The following is a 17,147-nucleotide window of genomic DNA, read 5'->3' as shown; positions in this document are numbered from 1 at the left end:
AAAACTAGGGCTGTTTGCCTGCCTGCTTGATGCTGAGGGAAATACGCTTGCGTTTTAAGTCGACGCCAAGCACCTTGACCTTGACGATGTCACCCACCTTAACGGCTTCAGACGGGTGCTTAATGTAGCGGTCGGCAATTTCAGAGATATGCACCAGACCGTCTTCATGCACGCCAATATCCACAAAGCAGCCAAAGTCAATCACGTTGCGGACGGTGCCGTCCAGCAGCATTCCCTCTTTTAAGTCGGCAAGCGACATAACGTCGGTGCGCAGCAGGGGTTTGGGTAGCTCGTCGCGCGGGTCGCGCCCGGGCTTAAGCAGTTCTCCCATAATGTCGTTGAGGGTTGGTACGCCAACGCCGGCTTGCTCGGCAAGCTTTTGCAAGCCAAACTGCGCCGCACGCTCGCGGATTTCACCAATGCTGTTGTTTTTAACATCTGCCAGTGTGTAGCCGCAAAGCTCCAGCAGCTTTTTGGCTGCGTCGTAACTTTCGGGGTGCACCGAGGTGTTATCGAGAATATTTTCACCGCCAATTACGCGCAAAAAGCCTGCACACTGCTCAAAGGCCTTTTTGCCGAGCTTTGGCACCTTTAAAAGTTGTTTGCGGCCTGTAAATCTGCCGTTTTCTTCACGGTAGGCGACAATGTTTTTGGCAACGCCGCTGTTGATGCCCGCAACGTGCGCAAGCAGCGCAAACGATGCGGTGTTAAGGTCTACCCCCACCGAGTTCACGCAGCTTTCCACCACGCCGTCAAGGCTTTCATCCAGCTTGGCTTTGGGCATATCGTGCTGGTACTGCCCCACGCCAATTGCCTTAGGGTCAATTTTTACCAGCTCGGCAAGTGGGTCCTGCAGGCGGCGCGCAATCGAAACCGCGCTGCGCAGCGAGACATCGTACTCGGGGAACTCTTCAGCGGCAAGCTTACTTGCGGAATACACCGAAGCGCCCGCCTCGCTTACCACCATGTAGGCTGCGCCGCAGTCCAGCTCTTTGAGCAGGTCGGCAATGAACACCTCCGACTCATGCGACGCGGTGCCGTTGCCAATGGCAATGGTAGTGACCTGATATTTTAAAATCAGCGCCTTGGTGATGCGCTTTGCCTCTTCCATTTTACCTGCACTACCCAGTGTGGGGTAAATAACACCGGTTTCCAGCACCTTTCCTGTAGCGTCCACCACGGCAAGCTTGCAGCCGGTGCGGTAGCCGGGGTCAAGCCCCAGGGTCACCGAGTTTTTCACCGGCGGCTGAATCAGCAGATGGCGCAGGTTTAAGCCAAACACCTTGATTGCCTGTTCCGCCGCGCCTTCGGTGAGCTGGTTGCGGATTTCGCGCTCGAGCGAGGGGAAGATTAAACGGTCGTAGCCGTCCTCCGCGGCGGCCTTTACAATTGCGGAGGATGCGTTTTCGCCCTTGACATAGTGACGGAACAAAATCGCCTTGCATGCGTCGCTGTCGGCGACAATCGATACTTTAAGGAAATCTTCGCGTTCACCACGGTCTACCGCAAGCACACGGTGCCCCGCAATGCGGTTTACTGGCTCGGAAAACTCGCTGTACATCGTGTAAACGCCCATATCCTCTTTGGTGCCCGCCGCTTTTACCATACCAAACTTGAACAGGTACTGGCGCAGCAGCTTGCGGCAATCGGCATTGTCCGAAATCATTTCGGCAATAATGTCCTGTGCGCCGGCAAGGGCTTCTTCCACGGTGGCAACGCCCTTTTCTTCGCTAACGTATTCGGCGGCTGCAACTTGCGGGTCAAACGAGGGCTCCTGCAGCAAAAGCTTGATGGCAAGCGGCTCCAAGCCTTTTTCTTTTGCCATGCTTGCACGGGTTTTGCGTTTGGGTTTGTAGGGGCGGTAGATATCCTCCACCTCGGACAGGGTTTTGGCATCGGCCAATGCCTGCTCAATTTCGTCGGTCATCTGCTCAAGTGCGGTGATGGATGTACGCACTTCGTCCTTGCGCTTTTCAAGGCCGCGCAGATAAGTAAGGCGCTCAAACAGCTCGCGCAGGACCTGATCGTCCAGCGAGCCGGTAAGCTCCTTGCGGTAGCGCGCAATAAACGGGATGGTGTTGCCGTCATCAATCAGCTTGACGGTGTTCTCCACCTGTTGCTCGCGCAGGTTAAACTCGGTGGTGAGTTGTTTCATCAAATCCATGTTGTCCCATTCCAATCATAAACAAAATAGAGAAAAATCATACCACAAATCAAAAATATTATGGTTTCTCAGTCCATCTTTAGCGATTTCGGTTTGGCAATGAACAAAAAATAAAACCGCATAACAAAGAATAGATACTATAAAAATATTATACCACAAAATACGGGCTTTGTACTCACGCACAGCAATTTCTGTTGCTTAAAGCATGTTGAAAAAGACGATAGCAACAGCGAATTACGATATCCTGCGGTAGACTCAAAACAAGCCCATCCGCCGGCAGCAGATAGGCTGTTTTTGTTGAAGTGAGCGGCTACCATTCGGTGGATATTGCCCCGCCTGCAAGCAGGCTTTGTGTGGCGGTGAGTACCTTTTCTGTGTAGGTGTCACGCATTGTAAACTCTGCAATGCCATTGACCTCTACCCAAACACGGCGGGTACCCCCGGGGTACAGCTTCATCACGTCATCGGGCTTTTTAGCATCGCGGTAGCGGTAGGTCACGGTCAGCAGCGGCTGCGCCTGTGGTGCGGGTGCCTGCGCACCGAATGTTCCGTCGTTTGCCGCGCTGATAACAAGCTGATAGTATTTACGGAAGGTATCGACGTCCAGCTGTTTTCCGTTGCAGGTGATACCCAGTTTTTTATTGTCACCGTCACCCAAAAACGTAAAGGTGTAGCGTTCCTCGGGGCTTGCAACCGTCATTTCGGTAAGATCGGTGATGAACGGGGTTAAAAACCAGCGCATCACCAGCTTTTCGTACGCAACCTTGGTGAATGCCACGTCGCGGATTTTATACACCACACCGTCTGTATTTTTGGTACAGATGAGGTTGCCCTCGGCATCGTGCGAAATACGCAGCAGAATGTTCTCAATGGGTGCATCCCCACCGTTTTGTATCTCCATTTCCACTTCCAGCCACGGCTTATCAAAGCCATATGCGGCAAGCTGTGCCTCGTCGCAGTTGTAATCCACCACGCCCTCGCTCATCAGCCCAAGCAGCGACTGAAACACTTCGCCGCCGCTGGTTTGGTCAAGCTCGTGCAGCACAGGGCTTACAATGACATGCGTTGCCACGCCAAACGACGCAGCCTGCCGCATTTCCTCTTCGTTTTTGGTGCGCACTTCTCGAATAACAATTGGCTCGGGCAGTGAACTACCGCTGAATGTAATGTTTTTGATAACGCTCAGCGGAGACGGCAAGGTGCGTGTCGGGGTAATTTCGTACTGAATGTACTTGGTGACGGGCATAGTAAAGCGAATGGTGCGTGCACGGTCCATTAAATAAACGGTACTGTCACCCTTAATGGTAAAATAGCGTGCGTCGGCAATCTGCTCTTCGGCACCGATGGCGAGTTTTATCGTTTCGCCGTCGGTATAGGTGATTTCCACCGTTGCCTCGGGCTGTGACAGCCCATAAGCAGAAAGATCGGACGAGGCCTTTTCCACCGTGGTGAGCGCCGCAATGGTGGTGGCTTCCTCCACTGCCATTTGCAGGTAGTCACCGTTGACAAGCTCGGTGGGAATATCTTCAATGAGAAAGCCGCCGTCCTCCTGCCGAATATGGTAAGTGCCGTGCGCGTTGGTGACAGTGAGCGACTGCAAATCGCCAAGCGGGCGCTGCTCAAGCAGAATAGCCTTTGCCGTTTCAGTGGGCTTCTCCTGCGGCTGAAGCATTAGTACCGCGGCAAGCCCCCCCACCAGAAGCAGAACCGCTACAAAGGCGAGAATAACACCTTTTAGTTGTTTTGACATAAGGTTACTTGTGCCTCCTGTACATCCAAATCACAATGCCGGTGCCCAGAATGGCAAGCGGCAGCAACAGAGCAAACACCAGCCCCAGCCCGTTTGCCTTGCTTTGCGTCATATTCAGCGCGTTGCCGGCGATGGTTTTGGAGGGGATTTTAATGATATCCTTGCGTTCACTGAGGGAATGAAACAGATTCAGCAGATACTCGGAGTTTGCAAACGAGGTGTTGTCGATGGCGTAGCCGTCGAGCAGGCCGGATGAACCCGATACCAGGACATGCGACGCCTGCGCCACTGCGCCAAGCTCGCGGTTCGGCTTGGTTTTGGTGGATAAAATCAGCGCGGGGAACGGGCCTTTCTGCTCGGCGTTATCGGCGGTAAAGGTGTCGTCTGCATCTGCGGGGCGTACGCCCGCGCTCTCGCCGTACTGCAGCAAAATGCGGGTGGAGTATTCATCGCGGTATTCCCACAGCGCGTTAATGGGCTTGCTTAAAGGCACGAGGGTGAGCATGGTAGGGGTTAAAATCATATCGGCATACTCTTCGTCCACATAATCGGTGACAGGGTAAAACGGGTTGTAGTTATATACGCGGCTGGCGCTGGTTTCAAATACCGCGCCTGTGCCTACCTGTATGCCCCATTCGACGAGAAATGCCTCGAGGTTGGGAAGTACCGGCTGCTCTGCGTCGGCAGTATAAAGCAAAGTTTTGCCGTAGTTGCCGCCGTTTTCAAGGAACACATCCAGCTTTTTCAGCACATCCGGCTCCAAATCTTTTTTAGGGCCAAGCAGCAGGGCAAATTTGGCATCGGGGTCGATGTCCTCTGTGGCAAGGTTTTGCGCAATCAGCTCAAAGTTGTTGGTATCAAGCAGTGCGGTAAAGGTATCCATCGTGTATTCACCGTGCCCCGAAAGCACCGCCACCTTCACCTTTTCATCGCTGGATACATTGACGATTGCCGAGGTCATCACCTGCTCCGCCTTGGAGGATGCAATTTTGGGGTTGCCCTGAGCATCGGAGGTATAGTTGAATAGGTCGTAGGGCTTGAGTACTTTGTTTTTACCTTCGCACCTGATTAAGATATCACCGTGTGCAAGGGTAAGGTCGGGGTAACGAGTAGCAAAGGTAGGGTTTTTTACGTAATCAATATACTCAATGTCAATGTTTTTGCCGTACTGAGCATAGCTCTTGATCACCTCGTTTGCCTGAGCATTGTAGGTGCTGCTGTTTAGAAAATTTTCTTCCGTTGCAAGCACCTTAATCTCCACCGGCTTGCTTACCGAGGCGGCAAAATCGCGGCTCTCCTGGGAAAGGGCAAAGATTTGGTCGCGTGTGAGGTCGATGTTCAGCGGGATTTTTTCCACAAGCACCGATGCAATGACATTGATAAGGACGATACCGATAAGAAACAGCACCACAAGCGCGGTGGAAAGCCCGCCCATTTTAAGTTTACGGCTGCTAAATTTGGAATTCATGATGGCACCTCCCTTTCTTAGCTCCAGCGTCTTTTATCCAAGACGCGGATGGTCAGGAAGATGAACAAAACAGCAATGCTGAGAAAGAAAACAACATCTGCAAAGTTCAAAATTCCAAGGGTAAAATCTTGATAGCGGTTGTAGAACGAAATATTTGTGACAAATAATTTGAGAAACTTTTGTGAAACAATAGGGGTAAGAGAATCGATCAGAATAAGCACAAAGCCTACGCAGAAGCCGCCTACCGCCGCAATTACCTGATTTTCGGTGAGCGACGAAATAAACATGCCAATGGCAATGAGTGCCGCGCCCAGCAGAAAAATACCAATAAAATGCCCCACAATCATTGCCCAATCGGGCATTGCCATTACCGAAATGGTAAGTGCAATGAGCATGGTGCTGCTGATTGCGACCAAATAGACCAGCAGCGCGGCAAGGTATTTGCCCATCACCAGCCCCAGCAAACTGATGGGAGCGGTGAGCAAGGCTTGGTCGGTTTTAAGCTTTTTGTCTTCACTCATCAAACGCATGGTTAGAATGGGGATGAGGAAAATAACGATATTAAACAGTGCGCTGAACAGGGCACGCATATCGGTGGTGTTGCCGTAAAGGTTGTATGTAAAAAAGAAGAATCCGCTGAACAGGTAGAACACCGAAATAAACACATAGCCAATCGGTGAAGTGAAATAGGCGCCGAACTCACGTCTTAAAACAGCGCTCATTTGGCGTCACCCCCTTCGGTATTTTTGGCAGCGTCGTCCTGAATCAGCTGCAAGAACACATCCTCCAGTGTTAGCTCCTGGCTGCGGCAAAAAAGCATGGGCAGCTCTGTTTTTGCCAAAGCGAAAAACATCTCGCGGCGAATATCGGTGCCGGGCACCGCTTCCACCAGATAATCACAGGTATTCGGCTCGCGCTCGCCAAGCAGCTCGCAGCGCTCCAAATTGGCAATACTGCCAAGCACCGTAAGCACCGCTTCGGAGCTACCTTCAATGCGCACCAGCAGCCTATGGTCGCTGCTCATAGCTTTTGAGAGGTTTTCGGGGCTGTCGTCGGCAACCAGCTTGCCTTTGCTGATTACAATGACGCGCTCGCACACCGCCTGAACCTCTGGCAGAATGTGAGACGAAAGAATAACGGTGTGTTTTTTGCCCAGCTCTTTGATTAAGCTGCGAATTTCAATGATCTGCGCGGGGTCAAGCCCTACGGTGGGCTCGTCCAAAATAAGTAGGTCGGGGTTGCCCAGCAGTGCCTGCGCCAGCCCCACACGCTGCTTGTAGCCTTTTGACAGGTTTTTAATGAGCCGCCCAGACACGTCGGTAATTTTTACCAAGTCGCACACTTCTTTCAGGTGCTGTTTGCGCGGCAGCTTAACCTTTTTCAGCTCATACATAAAGTCGAGGTATTCACCCACGGTCATATCTAGGTAAAGGGGCGGCAGCTCGGGCAGGTAACCGATTTTTGACTTTGCCCTGATGGGATCAAGCATCATGTCAATACCGTCGATGATGACGCTGCCCGATGTACAGGAGAGATAGCCGGTAATGATATTCATGGTGGTGGATTTGCCCGCGCCGTTCGGCCCGAGAAAACCCAGTATTTCGCCGCGACTGACTGAAAAACTTATGCCATCAACGGCATGCTTGTTGCCATAATGCTTTACGAGGTTTTTTACCTCAATCATAGATGATACCTCCCATTGTGGTGTGGTTTTTATACGGGTATTATCATAGCAAAAAGTGACAATTTAGTTGTAAACGCAAGGTAAATAAACCCTTTTATCATACCGTAAATCAAGCTTTTTGTCAAAAAAATGGGTGCGGGGTGCGGTTTTCCTTGACTATTACGTAAAACACCCTAAAATAATAAGAGAGAGCATTGATAAATTAGATTATGAGGTGCAGAACATGTTACAAATCAAACCGTTTCGCGCAATGCGTTTTAACACAGAAAAGGCGGGGGGAATTGATACCCTGTGCTGCCCGCCGTACGACATCATCAGCGAAGAGCAGCGCAGTGCGTACATAGCTGCTAACGAGCACAATATCATCCGATTAGAGCTGCCGCGCGGCGAAAACCTATACGAAACCGCAGGGGAAACCTTGAAGGCTTGGCTTGCTCAAGGCGTGCTGCAGCAGGATGATAAAGCGGGCATTTACCTTTACGAAGAGGAGTTCACCGTTGGGGGCGAAACCAAGCGCATCAAAGGCTTTATCTCGCTGGTGAAACTGGAAGAATTCGAAAAACAAATTGTGCTGCCGCATGAAGAAACCTTGTCCAAGGCAAAAGCCGACCGCTTTAACTTAATGAGCACCACCCTGTGCAATTTCAGCCAAATCTACTCGTTGTATTTTGATGAGAACAGAAAAGTAGCGGATAGTATCGCCCGCCTTTCCGCCGGCAGCCCCGATGTGGAGTTTACCGCGGAAGACGGCATCATCCACCGCCTGTGGTGCGTGTATGACGAGAGCGAAATTGCCGCCGTTGCAAAGCTGATGGAGGAGAAAAAAGCATACATTGCCGACGGACACCACCGCTACGAAACCGCGCTGGGCTTCCGTAACCATCTGCGCGAGCAGGGCGTTATCACCGATGACAGCCACCTCGGCAACTATGTTATGATGATGCTTGTGAATATGGAGCATGAGGGGCTTGTGGTGTTCCCTACCCACCGCATTGTCAAAAACCTTGCAAGCTTTGACGAAGCTGCCGTGCTCCGTGCATGTGAGCAGTATTTTAAAATTGAGGCAAAAACCGGCGACATGCAGGCACCGCTGGAGGAACAATATAACATTGGCAAAAAAAGCTTTGCACTTTACACCGGCAAAAAAGAGTGGCACCAGCTTACCCTAAAGGATGACAAGATCATGACCGAGCTGTTGCCTGAAATGAGCGAGGCGTACAAAAATCTCGATGTATCCATTTTGCACACCTTGGTGCTGGAACGCATTTTCGGCATTGACAAAGAAAACATGGCAAATCAGGTAAACCTGCGCTACACCCGCGATTTTGATGAGGCCATTGAAGCGGTAGACAGCGGCGAGGCGAACTGTTCGTTTATCATTAACCCTACCCGCGTAAGCGAAATTGCGGCGGTAGCGGCGGCAAAAGAAAAAATGCCCCAAAAGAGCACCTACTTTTACCCCAAGCTGATTACAGGGCTTGTGATGAACAAGCTGCAGTAAGAAAAGAAATGAGTTGATTTTTTGGAACTACAGCTGCTGCATGCCATCCAGGCGGTGGCAAACCCTGTGCTCGACTATCTGTTCATTGGCATTACGGTGCTTGGTGAGCCGTTGGTTGCAGTTGCGGTGCTCACCATAGCCTACTGGCTGTGGGATAAGGAAACCGGCGAGTATCTGAGTTTTACACTGCTGTTTTCGCTGAACATCAACGGGTTGATCAAGAATGTATGTAAACTCCCTCGCCCCATTGGCGAGGAGGGTGTTCGCACCCTGCGCCCCGAAACGGCGACGGGGCATTCGTTCCCGAGCGGGCACACCCAAACGGCGGCAACGCTGTACGGCTCGCTGGCGTGGCGTATGCGCCGCACGTGGGTTACGGTAAGCGCATTGCTGCTTACGCTACTAATTGCGGTGTCAAGGCTGTACCTCGGTGTACACTGGCCAAAAGATGTACTGGTGGCGCTGCTGCTGGGTGTTGTAATTTCATTCGGCGGCTACCTGCTGTTTTCAAACATCAACGAACAGGGGCGTGAGCGTACCTATCTATTTACAGCGGCGGCATTTCTGCCTCTGGTGATCCTTTGGGCAGACCCCGATTTTGCCAAGGGCTACGGGCTGTTGCTGGGTTTTGCTGTGGCGGTGCCACTAGAACACCGGTTCGTAAAGTTTTCCACAAGCCGCCTGTCACTTGGTGGAAAATTCAGGCGCGAAGCAGCGGGTTTGGTGGTGTTGGGCGCGGTAAAGCTGCTGCTCAAATTTATTTTGCCGGCCACACTGCTGTTTGATGCAATTGAATATGCAGTTGTTGCGTTTACCGCGTTCTTTGTATGCCCGCTTATGTTTGTAAAACTACGTATATAATAGAAAGCCCCGATGAAAATTTTGTTCATCGGGGCTTTCAGTTTGCATACTCACTACCGCTCGCTGACATAAGTATCATCCTCTCCATAAAAGATGAAATCGTCCAGATCGCCGGATACATGGAACCAATCGAAGTGAAGCGGTGTTCCGTCGTACGATAAAGTGTTTGGCTCAGGCTGATTGTTTTGGCTGTTTTTGTCCATAGCTGCCCCCCCTTTTAATAAAGTGCCAATGACTATTCTATGCAAAAAGGGAGGGAAAGATGCTTAACTTCCAAATCAGGTATTGGTTACCTAGGAAACCCTTATGAAACTGCTAAAGGGACGGTATTACCGTCCCTTTAGCAGTGTTAAACTATTTCTATCGAATATAGAAGAAGATATCAAAGTTATATGGTATCAGAATACTACAAAAGTGTACATTTCGTCAAGCGGCAAGGCGGGTTTTATCTACTTTATTTTTACAAGGTGCAATGCTATACTAAAATTAAGTTTACAGCTCAAATGTGTTTAAAATGTAAGGATTTTAGGGGTGTTGAGAGATGAAACAAAATCGTGCACGGCGCAAGCTGTTTTGCGAGTACAATCCGTTTTTTTATCAGCTTGCACTTTACAAAACTATCTTTTTACGGCATTTAAAAAATTGTTTTGGCGGGGAGCATTTTGCCTTAGCCAAAACCGATAATCCGCTGCCTTATACGGTAAAAACGCACCGTTCGCTGCTGCTGCGCAGGCTTGAGGGTGTAGATATGGCACTGCAGCAAAACAAGGTGACCAACCTACGGCTTGCATCTGCGCATATCAACCGTATTGCCATCTGCCCGGGCGAAACCTTTTCGTTTTGGCGTATAGTGGGCAACCCCACCGTAAAAAAAGGCTACCTTGAGGGGCTTACCATTGCGGGTGGCGCCCCGTCAAGCGCAGCAGGCGGCGGGCTTTGCCAGCTTGCCAACATGGTGCACTGGCTTGTTTTACACAGCCCTCTTACCGTTACCGAGCTGCACCACCACACCGATGCCCTCTTCCCCGATTGCGGGCGCCGCGTGCCGTTCGGCACAGGCACCTCGGTATTTTACAATGCGGTGGATTACCGTTTTAAAAACGAAACCGAGAACACCTATGGGCTGCTCATCTGGCTGGATGAGACCGATTTGTGCGGAGAATTGAGGTGCGGCGCCGAGCTTTCCAGCCGCTACCGCATTGAGGAGCGCGACCACCATTACAGCTGCGAGCCCCACGGTTACTACCGCAACAGCGAAATTTGGAAGAAGCAGATCGATTGCGCAACCGGGGAGCTGCAAAAAGAGTGGTTGATTTTTAAGAACCATTCCAAGGTAATGTACGACGATGCGCTGATTCCCAGAGAAGAGATTCGCGTATGAAACTACTGGAACAGATTCAGCATTACGGCAGGGTAACACCCAATGCCCCTGCCTACCGCTTTAAAGGGCAAACCCTCACCTATGCACAGCTTTGCGAGCGCGCGGATAGAATTGCGCGGCAAATATTGCATAAGCAACCGCAAAACCGCAGCCCGATTGCGGTGTTCGGCGGCAAAAGCCTGCTGATGCTCCTTTGCTTTGTTGCCTGCATGAAGGCGGGCAGAGCTTACCTACCTATTGACTGCGGCACCCCGCCGCAGCGTATACAGCGTATGTTGGCTCTTGCGGGCGCGGGATTGGTGCTTGCCACTGATGATTTTTCTGCCAAATACTGCCCTGTGTGGAGCAGCGAAGAGCTGTGGCGGCTTGCTGAGCAGGAGGCGCCCCAGCTTAGCTTGAACCCTGTTTCGGGCGGAGATATCGCCTATATTATCTTCACCTCGGGCAGCACGGGCGACCCAAAGGGCGTGCGTGTCACAGCCGATAATCTGGACGGTTTTTTAGATTGGTCGGCATCACTCACCAAGGGGCAGATTTATTTGAATCAGTCGCCGTTTTCGTTTGACCTTTCGGTAATGAGCCTGTATACTCCACTTTATTGGGGCGGGTGTTCGGTATCGGTTGATTACGGTGCAGATACAGATTTTTCAGCGTTGTTTACCCATCTAAGCAACAGTAAAGCCGAGGTGTGGGTCTCTACACCGTCGTTTGCAAAGCTTTGCTTGTTTGAGGGCAGTTTTACCGAGGCATTGCTGCCGCGGATGCATACTTTTTTATTTTGCGGTGAGCCGCTACAGCCCGCCACCGTCGAGGAGCTGTTTTTGCGCTTTCCCCGCTGCCGCATCCTCAACACTTACGGGCCGACGGAAGCAACCGTTGCCGTCACCTCGGTAGAAATTACTAGGGAAATGTGCGGAGCTACTTCTTTACCGGCGGGTAGGGCAATGCCGGGTACAGCCCTGCAAATTTTAAACCAAGATGGTACGCTTGTGCCCAACGGAGAAAAGGGTGAGGTTGCAATACTGGGCGGCAGTGTGGCAGCAGGGTACGTGCAGCCCGGTTCCAGCCGATTTGACTGTTTTGGAGAGTTGCCGCGTTACCGCACCGGTGACTTGGGCAGGCTGCAGGGGGACATGCTTTACCTTGAGGGCAGAAGCGACGATCAGCTGAAGTACCATGGTTACCGTGTAGAACTTGGAGATATTGAAGCAAACCTGCTTAGGCTGCCATATGTTGCCCAAGCTGCGGTACTGCCCAAAATGCGCGGTGGGCAGGTGCAGTCGCTCACTGCGTTTGCAGTGCTGCGCCAAGGTGAGCCCGATCTCGGGTTTGCAACCGCTCAGCGCATCCGTGCCGATTTAAAGCACTTGCTGCCGGGTTACCTGGTGCCGCGGCGTATTGTGCTACTGAAAGAACTGCCCCTCACCGAAAACGGCAAGCTTAACCGAAATAAACTGAGAGAGCAGATAGACTAAGGGTATCACTGCAATTTTAGCAAAGTATTGTATAGCCGACGCAAAGCGGCGGAACGGAGCTGAAAATGGAACAACAGATACTGGAACTGCTGGCACGGGTGTGTGGTGATGATGTCGTATCGGCCCATCCCGACATCAATTTGTACGATGCGGGTCTGCTTGACTCCTTTGGGTTTATAGAATTGCTCGATGCAATTGAGGATGAGTGGGGCATCACAATTTATCCCACGCAAATACAGCGCACCGATGCAGACACCCCGCGCAGGGTGGTTGCACTCGTGCAGAGCAGGCTGCAGGAAAAGGAGGGATAGGCGATGCAGATATCGAAGGACAATGCTATGAAGATTGTCACCGAGATCAGCGGTATCATCAACCAGCATGTCAATATGATGGATGAGCGGGGAATTATTATTGCAAGCACCGACCCCCAGCGTGTGGGCACCTTTCATGCGGGTGCGGCGCAGGTTATTTCGGGTAGGCTTGAGGAGTTGATCATACAAAACGACACCGAGTTTGAAGGCACGCGCAAGGGAATCAACCTGCCCATTGTGTTTGCCGACGAGGTAGTGGGCGTAATTGGCATTACAGGTGAACGTGAGCAGGTAGTAAAATATGGGCAGATCATCAAAAAGATGACCGAAATTCTGCTGCTGGATACCAACGCCAAAGAGCTGAAAAAGATCGACGACCGCATTCGCGCCCGTTTTTTGGACGAGTGGGTGTACGGCGATGCCGGCAGCATCAATCAGCCGTTTATTGAGCGTGGTATGCGGCTGGGCATTGATATTACCCTGCCGCGCCGTGTTCTGGTTGCATCCATTATAGAGCTGAGGAACTACAGCGACAACCCCGAGGGGCAGCGCCTCATTGATAACGTAAACAAAACAGTGCGGCACATGATGGAACAAACCAGCGGCGGCGTCTTTATGAAAACGGCGATTCAGCTTGTTTGCCTGGTGCCCGATTGCCCCGATAAACAGATGGGGCAGCTTGCGAAACGCATTGCCGAGAAGGTGCATAAAGGCTTTGGGGTGCGGCTTGCAATTGGCATAGATAGCCGATCGGTGGGTTATAGCCTAATCCACCAATCCTACATCAAAGCGGAAAAAGCGCTACAGGCGTGTGTGTCCTCCTGCGATAAGGAGCCGCGCTTTTACAACGACATTAATATCGAGCTTTTTATGGGCGATATTCCCAAAGCGACCAAAGAGGAGTTTGTGCGACGGGTGTTTCGCGGCTGTACCCCCGAGGAGATTTCCAGTTGGATTCCCCTTTTGCAAACGTTTTTTGATCGAAACGGCTCGATTGGGTTGACGGCGCAGCACCTGTTTATGCATAAAAATACCCTGCAGTACAAGCTGAAAAAGCTACAAGAGCTGACAGGGTACGACCCGCGGAGCCTGTCGAACGCTGCACTGTTTCAGTTGGCGATACAATTTTACAATGAAAACCGCGACGAATTGCTTCTTCATTAAGGAATATGCACAACCCAATTGCCCTGTTTTTTATATGCCTGTTTTGGGTAACATAAATTTGCCCCCTTTTATGGTTACAGTAACATAGACACTGCTGATGCAGATGCTGTACAATAATGACAGCCGACAGTTAAAACAATTAAAAAATCTGTATAATATGTCGATGTGCGGCTGCGGCAGATTTGCCGCTTTCAAATATTACTTTATGGGGGTAGTTTACATGACCGGTATTACACTCATCATTACGTTTGTTATTGCAATTATCGTAATGATACTCGCGATTTCCAAGTTTAAGCTGCATCCGTTCCTTGCCATCATGGGCATTGCACTGCTATTGGCAATTGTGGTGGGAATTCCTCTGGCAGACATTCCGGCGACCATCGGTGCAGGCTTCAGCGGTACATTCTCCAGCATTGGTATTGTCATTATTCTGGGTGCGCTTATCGGCCTGTACCTTGAAAAAACAGGCGGCGCCATCAAGCTTGCCGACGCGGTAATTAAAGTAGTGGGCAAAAAGCGCCCTGAGCTTGCCATTTTGCTGATGGGCTGGATCGTTTCCATCCCCGTTTTTTGTGACAGCGGCTTCGTTATCCTAAACCCCATTCGTAAAGCAATCCGCCAGAGAACCTTAACCTCCAGCGTTGCAATGACGGTAGCGCTTTCCGGCGGTTTGTACATTTCCCACGTATTTATTCCACCCACACCGGGCCCAATTGCGGCGGCAGGAACGCTGGGTATTGGTGAAAATATGCTTCTGGTAATCGGCATGGGTGCGCTGGTTTCTATCCCCTGCCTCATCGTAGCTTACTTCTATTCAAAATACATCGGTAAAAAAGTAAAATCCAACGACGAAATCGGTGACCAAGAGATTATAAAAACTTACGAGCAGCTGGTAAAAGAATACGGCAAGCTGCCAAGCACCTTTATGTCGTTTGCGCCCATTATTCTCCCCATCGTACTTATGGCATTAGGCTCAATTTCCGCCATCCTCGGTTGGCAGGGCATGCTGCACACATTGTGCACCTTCCTCGGTACTCCCATCATCGCTCTTACGGTAGGCTTGCTGTTTGGCATTGGTTTGCTTGTCTCCACCGGTAAAATGAGTGAGTTTCGCAGCCTAACCGATGAAACCCTCAAAACCGTTGGCCCCATCCTGTTTGTAACAGCGGCGGGCGGCGTGCTTGGCAAGGTCATCACCACTGCTGGTTTTGTCGACTATATCAAAGACAATGCGTCGTTCCTCTCCACCATCGGCATCTTCTTCCCGTTCATCATTGCGGCAATACTAAAAACCGCGCAGGGCTCATCTACAGTCGCGCTCACCACAACAGCGGGCATCATGGGTTCGTTTGCAGAATCGGGCTCGATGATGCAGGCGCTTGGACTTACCACCCCGCTTGCAGCAGCGCTTACCGTTATGGCAATCGGCGCCGGTGCAATGACCGTTTCAGACGCAAACGACTCCCACTTCTGGGTGGTCACCAACTTTGGCGAGATGAACCCGCAGGACGGCTACAAAACGCAGACAACGCTCACCCTGCTCATGGGAATTGCAGCAATCATCTTTATCTGGCTGCTCTCGATGTTTATGCTATAAATTACTATCCCTGTCTATACATGCTCCTAACGTTGCAAAACACAGAAAAGCCGGACATTTTCTGTCCGGCTTTTCGAATAAGTAAAGGTGAAGTTTATGAAAAAAGTATTGTTGATACCAGATTCTTTTAAAGGCACGATGAGCTCGACCGAAATTTGCGGTATTTTAGAGGAGCGCATTCACGCATACTACCCTAACGCCGAGGTAATTTCCATACCCGTTGCAGACGGCGGTGAGGGCAGCGTCGATTCGTTTTTATCCGCTATGGGCGGCGAACGGGTTACCGTAACGGTGAAGGGGCCTTATATGGAGGATATGGAGGGTTTTTACGGCTTGGTGGATGGCGGCAGCACCGCAGTTATTGAAATGGCGGCGTGCGCGGGTCTCCCTCTCGTCGGTAAAAACCGGCAGGCACATAAAACCACCACCTATGGCGTTGGGCAGTTGATGGCGCATGCAGCGATACATGGCTGCAAAAAAATGATTGTAGGGCTTGGCGGAAGTGCCACCAACGACCTCGGCGCGGGCGCGGCGGCGGCACTCGGTATTCGGTTTACCGATAAAGACGGAAAAGAGTTTGTACCTGTGGGTGAAAATCTCGCAGAAATTGCACATATTGATGCAAGCGGGCTACTGGCCGAACTCAAAGGCGTCGAAATCATTACAATGTGCGATATTGATAACCCGCTGTACGGTAAAACCGGTGCGGCACATGTGTTCGGGCCGCAAAAAGGGGCCGACCCTGCCATGGTGGAATACCTTGACGCACAGCTAAAGGCGGGTGCTAAGGTAATTCAGCAAGAGCTCGGCGCAGATGTAGCACAGCTTTCAGGTGCAGGTGCGGCCGGCGGAATGGGCGGCGGAATGGTCGCATTTTTTGGTTCACGCCTGCAAATGGGTATTGAAACAGTGCTGGATACGGTAGGCTTTGACAGCCTGCTGCAAGGTGCGGACCTTGTGTTCAGCGGCGAGGGCAAAATCGATTACCAAAGCCTGCGCGGCAAGGTGGTAATTGGTGTGGCGCGCCGCACCAAAAAAGCGGGCGTACCGCTGGTTGCAATCGTCGGCGACATCGGTGATAATATTGAGGCTGCCTACGACGAGGGCGTCTCTGCGATATTCAGCATCAATCGCGTTGCTGTGGATTTTTCTGAGGCAAAAAACCGCAGCAAGAGTGATATGGCACTTACCATCGATAATTTAATGCGCTTTGTGAAGAGAATGAATTTTTAACCCTCTATTCTTTAATACTGGCGAACTCAGCAGTAGCCTTGAGGTATTACCTCAGGGCTGCTGCTATTTGGTGCATTCTGGTTATGCAGAGCACACTTATGAACATGGCCGCGCGGGCACAGCACCATAGATTTTATACGCATAAGAAACGCGCGGAATGTGAACCTCTGTTGTGGCACGCGGGGGATTCATAAGGGGGAACGTGTCAGAAAGCCCCTGCCTTTTTGCCTCAACGTTCCCCCTTATGCGTGTTTTCTTGTGAAACTTCTTTGCACGGGCAAAGAATGTTTCCCGTCGAGCGGAGGCGGAACCCCGCAAGAAAATGTATGAGGCCGGTCGCACAAAGGCTAGCAAAACCCATAAAGCTGTACCTCTCTAATTCAACGGATAACACTGGGCTAAGGCTTTTAAAGATTTATGGAATGAACGCACTGATTCAACCGCATGAGACGAAACCTCACAGATTAACGATCGCAAAGCAAAATACAAAGGAGCCACCTGCTTTGAACTGCACCCCTAAAGTTAGACAGTATGGTATACTGTAAAAAACTTTGGGGG

At 51.0% G+C, this 17,147-nt stretch carries 14 protein-coding genes; 8 read left to right on the top strand and 6 right to left on the bottom strand.

The window, feature by feature from the left end; translation table 11 throughout:
- Positions 1-4: 4 nt before the first annotated feature.
- The 5 genes from RTV33_RS13100 to RTV33_RS13080 form a co-directional block, all read right to left on the bottom strand.
- Positions 5-2,164 (bottom strand): Tex family protein, encoded by a 2,160-nt coding sequence (locus tag RTV33_RS13100; protein WP_312644959.1) that lies wholly within the window; start codon positions 2,162-2,164, stop codon positions 5-7.
- Positions 2,165-2,474: 310 nt separating this feature from the next.
- Entirely contained in the window at positions 2,475-3,914 is a 1,440-nt protein-coding gene (locus RTV33_RS13095) for a DUF4340 domain-containing protein (RefSeq protein WP_312644957.1), read from the bottom strand.
- A 4-nt stretch (positions 3,915-3,918) separates the two neighbouring features.
- Positions 3,919-5,382 (bottom strand): GldG family protein, encoded by a 1,464-nt coding sequence (locus RTV33_RS13090; RefSeq protein ID WP_312644955.1) that lies wholly within the window; start codon positions 5,380-5,382, stop codon positions 3,919-3,921.
- A gap of 17 nt (positions 5,383-5,399) precedes the next feature.
- Positions 5,400-6,104, bottom strand: coding sequence for an ABC transporter (locus RTV33_RS13085; RefSeq protein ID WP_312644953.1), 705 nt, complete (start codon positions 6,102-6,104; stop codon positions 5,400-5,402).
- A complete protein-coding gene (locus RTV33_RS13080; protein WP_312644951.1) occupies positions 6,101-7,066 on the bottom strand; it encodes an ATP-binding cassette domain-containing protein in 966 nt (321 codons plus the stop codon). The genes RTV33_RS13085 and RTV33_RS13080 overlap by 4 nt, the downstream gene beginning before the upstream one ends.
- Before the next feature lie 223 nt (positions 7,067-7,289).
- On the opposite strand from RTV33_RS13080, the gene RTV33_RS13075 reads away from it, so the two are divergent.
- Positions 7,290-8,567 (top strand): DUF1015 domain-containing protein, encoded by a 1,278-nt coding sequence (locus RTV33_RS13075; RefSeq protein WP_312644949.1) that lies wholly within the window; start codon positions 7,290-7,292, stop codon positions 8,565-8,567.
- A gap of 21 nt (positions 8,568-8,588) precedes the next feature.
- Positions 8,589-9,428 (top strand): phosphatase PAP2 family protein, encoded by an 840-nt coding sequence (locus RTV33_RS13070; RefSeq protein ID WP_312644946.1) that lies wholly within the window; start codon positions 8,589-8,591, stop codon positions 9,426-9,428.
- A gap of 53 nt (positions 9,429-9,481) precedes the next feature.
- Here RTV33_RS13070 and RTV33_RS13065 read toward each other — a convergent pair whose 3' ends face one another.
- Positions 9,482-9,631 (bottom strand): hypothetical protein, encoded by a 150-nt coding sequence (locus tag RTV33_RS13065; RefSeq protein ID WP_312644944.1) that lies wholly within the window; start codon positions 9,629-9,631, stop codon positions 9,482-9,484.
- Between the two features lie 338 nt (positions 9,632-9,969).
- Between RTV33_RS13065 and RTV33_RS13060 the strand changes: the two genes are divergently transcribed.
- The 6 genes from RTV33_RS13060 (at position 9,970) to RTV33_RS13035 (ending at position 16,589) form a co-directional block, all read left to right on the top strand.
- Positions 9,970-10,809 (top strand): VanW family protein, encoded by an 840-nt coding sequence (locus RTV33_RS13060; protein ID WP_312644942.1) that lies wholly within the window; start codon positions 9,970-9,972, stop codon positions 10,807-10,809.
- Complete coding sequence (dltA, locus tag RTV33_RS13055) at positions 10,806-12,284, top strand: D-alanine--poly(phosphoribitol) ligase subunit DltA (RefSeq protein ID WP_312644940.1); 1,479 nt, start codon at positions 10,806-10,808, stop codon at positions 12,282-12,284. Before RTV33_RS13060 ends, dltA begins: the two co-directional genes overlap by 4 nt.
- 65 nt (positions 12,285-12,349) lie before the next feature.
- A complete protein-coding gene (gene dltC / locus RTV33_RS13050; RefSeq protein ID WP_312644938.1) occupies positions 12,350-12,595 on the top strand; it encodes a D-alanine--poly(phosphoribitol) ligase subunit 2 in 246 nt (81 codons plus the stop codon).
- Positions 12,596-12,598: 3 nt separating this feature from the next.
- The gene (locus RTV33_RS13045) at positions 12,599-13,759 is read left to right on the top strand and encodes a sugar diacid recognition domain-containing protein (protein WP_312644937.1); all 1,161 of its coding nucleotides are present in this window, start codon (positions 12,599-12,601) and stop codon (positions 13,757-13,759) included.
- Positions 13,760-13,979: 220 nt separating this feature from the next.
- A complete protein-coding gene (locus tag RTV33_RS13040) occupies positions 13,980-15,356 on the top strand; it encodes a GntP family permease (protein ID WP_312644935.1) in 1,377 nt (458 codons plus the stop codon).
- A gap of 96 nt (positions 15,357-15,452) precedes the next feature.
- Positions 15,453-16,589, top strand: a complete 1,137-nt coding sequence (locus RTV33_RS13035) for a glycerate kinase (protein ID WP_312644932.1) — start codon at positions 15,453-15,455, stop codon at positions 16,587-16,589.
- The last annotated feature ends 558 nt before the right edge of the window (positions 16,590-17,147 follow it).

It is taken from the genome of Hydrogenoanaerobacterium sp., assembly GCF_032017025.1.
GTDB lineage: Bacteria > Bacillota > Clostridia > Oscillospirales > Ruminococcaceae > Hydrogenoanaerobacterium.
The sequence above is the reverse complement of the archived record's forward strand: the minus strand, read 5'-3'. Positions and strand labels throughout refer to the sequence as shown.

Bases quoted from the DNA above. Each gene is read 5' to 3' on its own strand.
- RTV33_RS13080 (WP_312644951.1), bottom strand. From the start codon at position 7,066: ATGATTGAGGTAAAAAACCTCGTAAAGCATTATGGCAACAAGCATGCC.
- RTV33_RS13045 (WP_312644937.1), top strand. From the start codon at position 12,599: ATGCAGATATCGAAGGACAATGCTATGAAGATTGTCACCGAGATCAGC.
- RTV33_RS13100 (WP_312644959.1), bottom strand. From the start codon at position 2,164: ATGGATTTGATGAAACAACTCACCACCGAGTTTAACCTGCGCGAGCAA.
- RTV33_RS13040 (WP_312644935.1), top strand. From the start codon at position 13,980: ATGACCGGTATTACACTCATCATTACGTTTGTTATTGCAATTATCGTA.
- RTV33_RS13095 (WP_312644957.1), bottom strand. From the start codon at position 3,914: ATGTCAAAACAACTAAAAGGTGTTATTCTCGCCTTTGTAGCGGTTCTG.
- dltA (WP_312644940.1), top strand. From the start codon at position 10,806: ATGAAACTACTGGAACAGATTCAGCATTACGGCAGGGTAACACCCAAT.
- dltC (WP_312644938.1), top strand. From the start codon at position 12,350: ATGGAACAACAGATACTGGAACTGCTGGCACGGGTGTGTGGTGATGAT.
- RTV33_RS13060 (WP_312644942.1), top strand. From the start codon at position 9,970: ATGAAACAAAATCGTGCACGGCGCAAGCTGTTTTGCGAGTACAATCCG.
- RTV33_RS13065 (WP_312644944.1), bottom strand. From the start codon at position 9,631: ATGGACAAAAACAGCCAAAACAATCAGCCTGAGCCAAACACTTTATCG.
- RTV33_RS13075 (WP_312644949.1), top strand. From the start codon at position 7,290: ATGTTACAAATCAAACCGTTTCGCGCAATGCGTTTTAACACAGAAAAG.
- RTV33_RS13085 (WP_312644953.1), bottom strand. From the start codon at position 6,104: ATGAGCGCTGTTTTAAGACGTGAGTTCGGCGCCTATTTCACTTCACCG.
- RTV33_RS13035 (WP_312644932.1), top strand. From the start codon at position 15,453: ATGAAAAAAGTATTGTTGATACCAGATTCTTTTAAAGGCACGATGAGC.
- RTV33_RS13090 (WP_312644955.1), bottom strand. From the start codon at position 5,382: ATGAATTCCAAATTTAGCAGCCGTAAACTTAAAATGGGCGGGCTTTCC.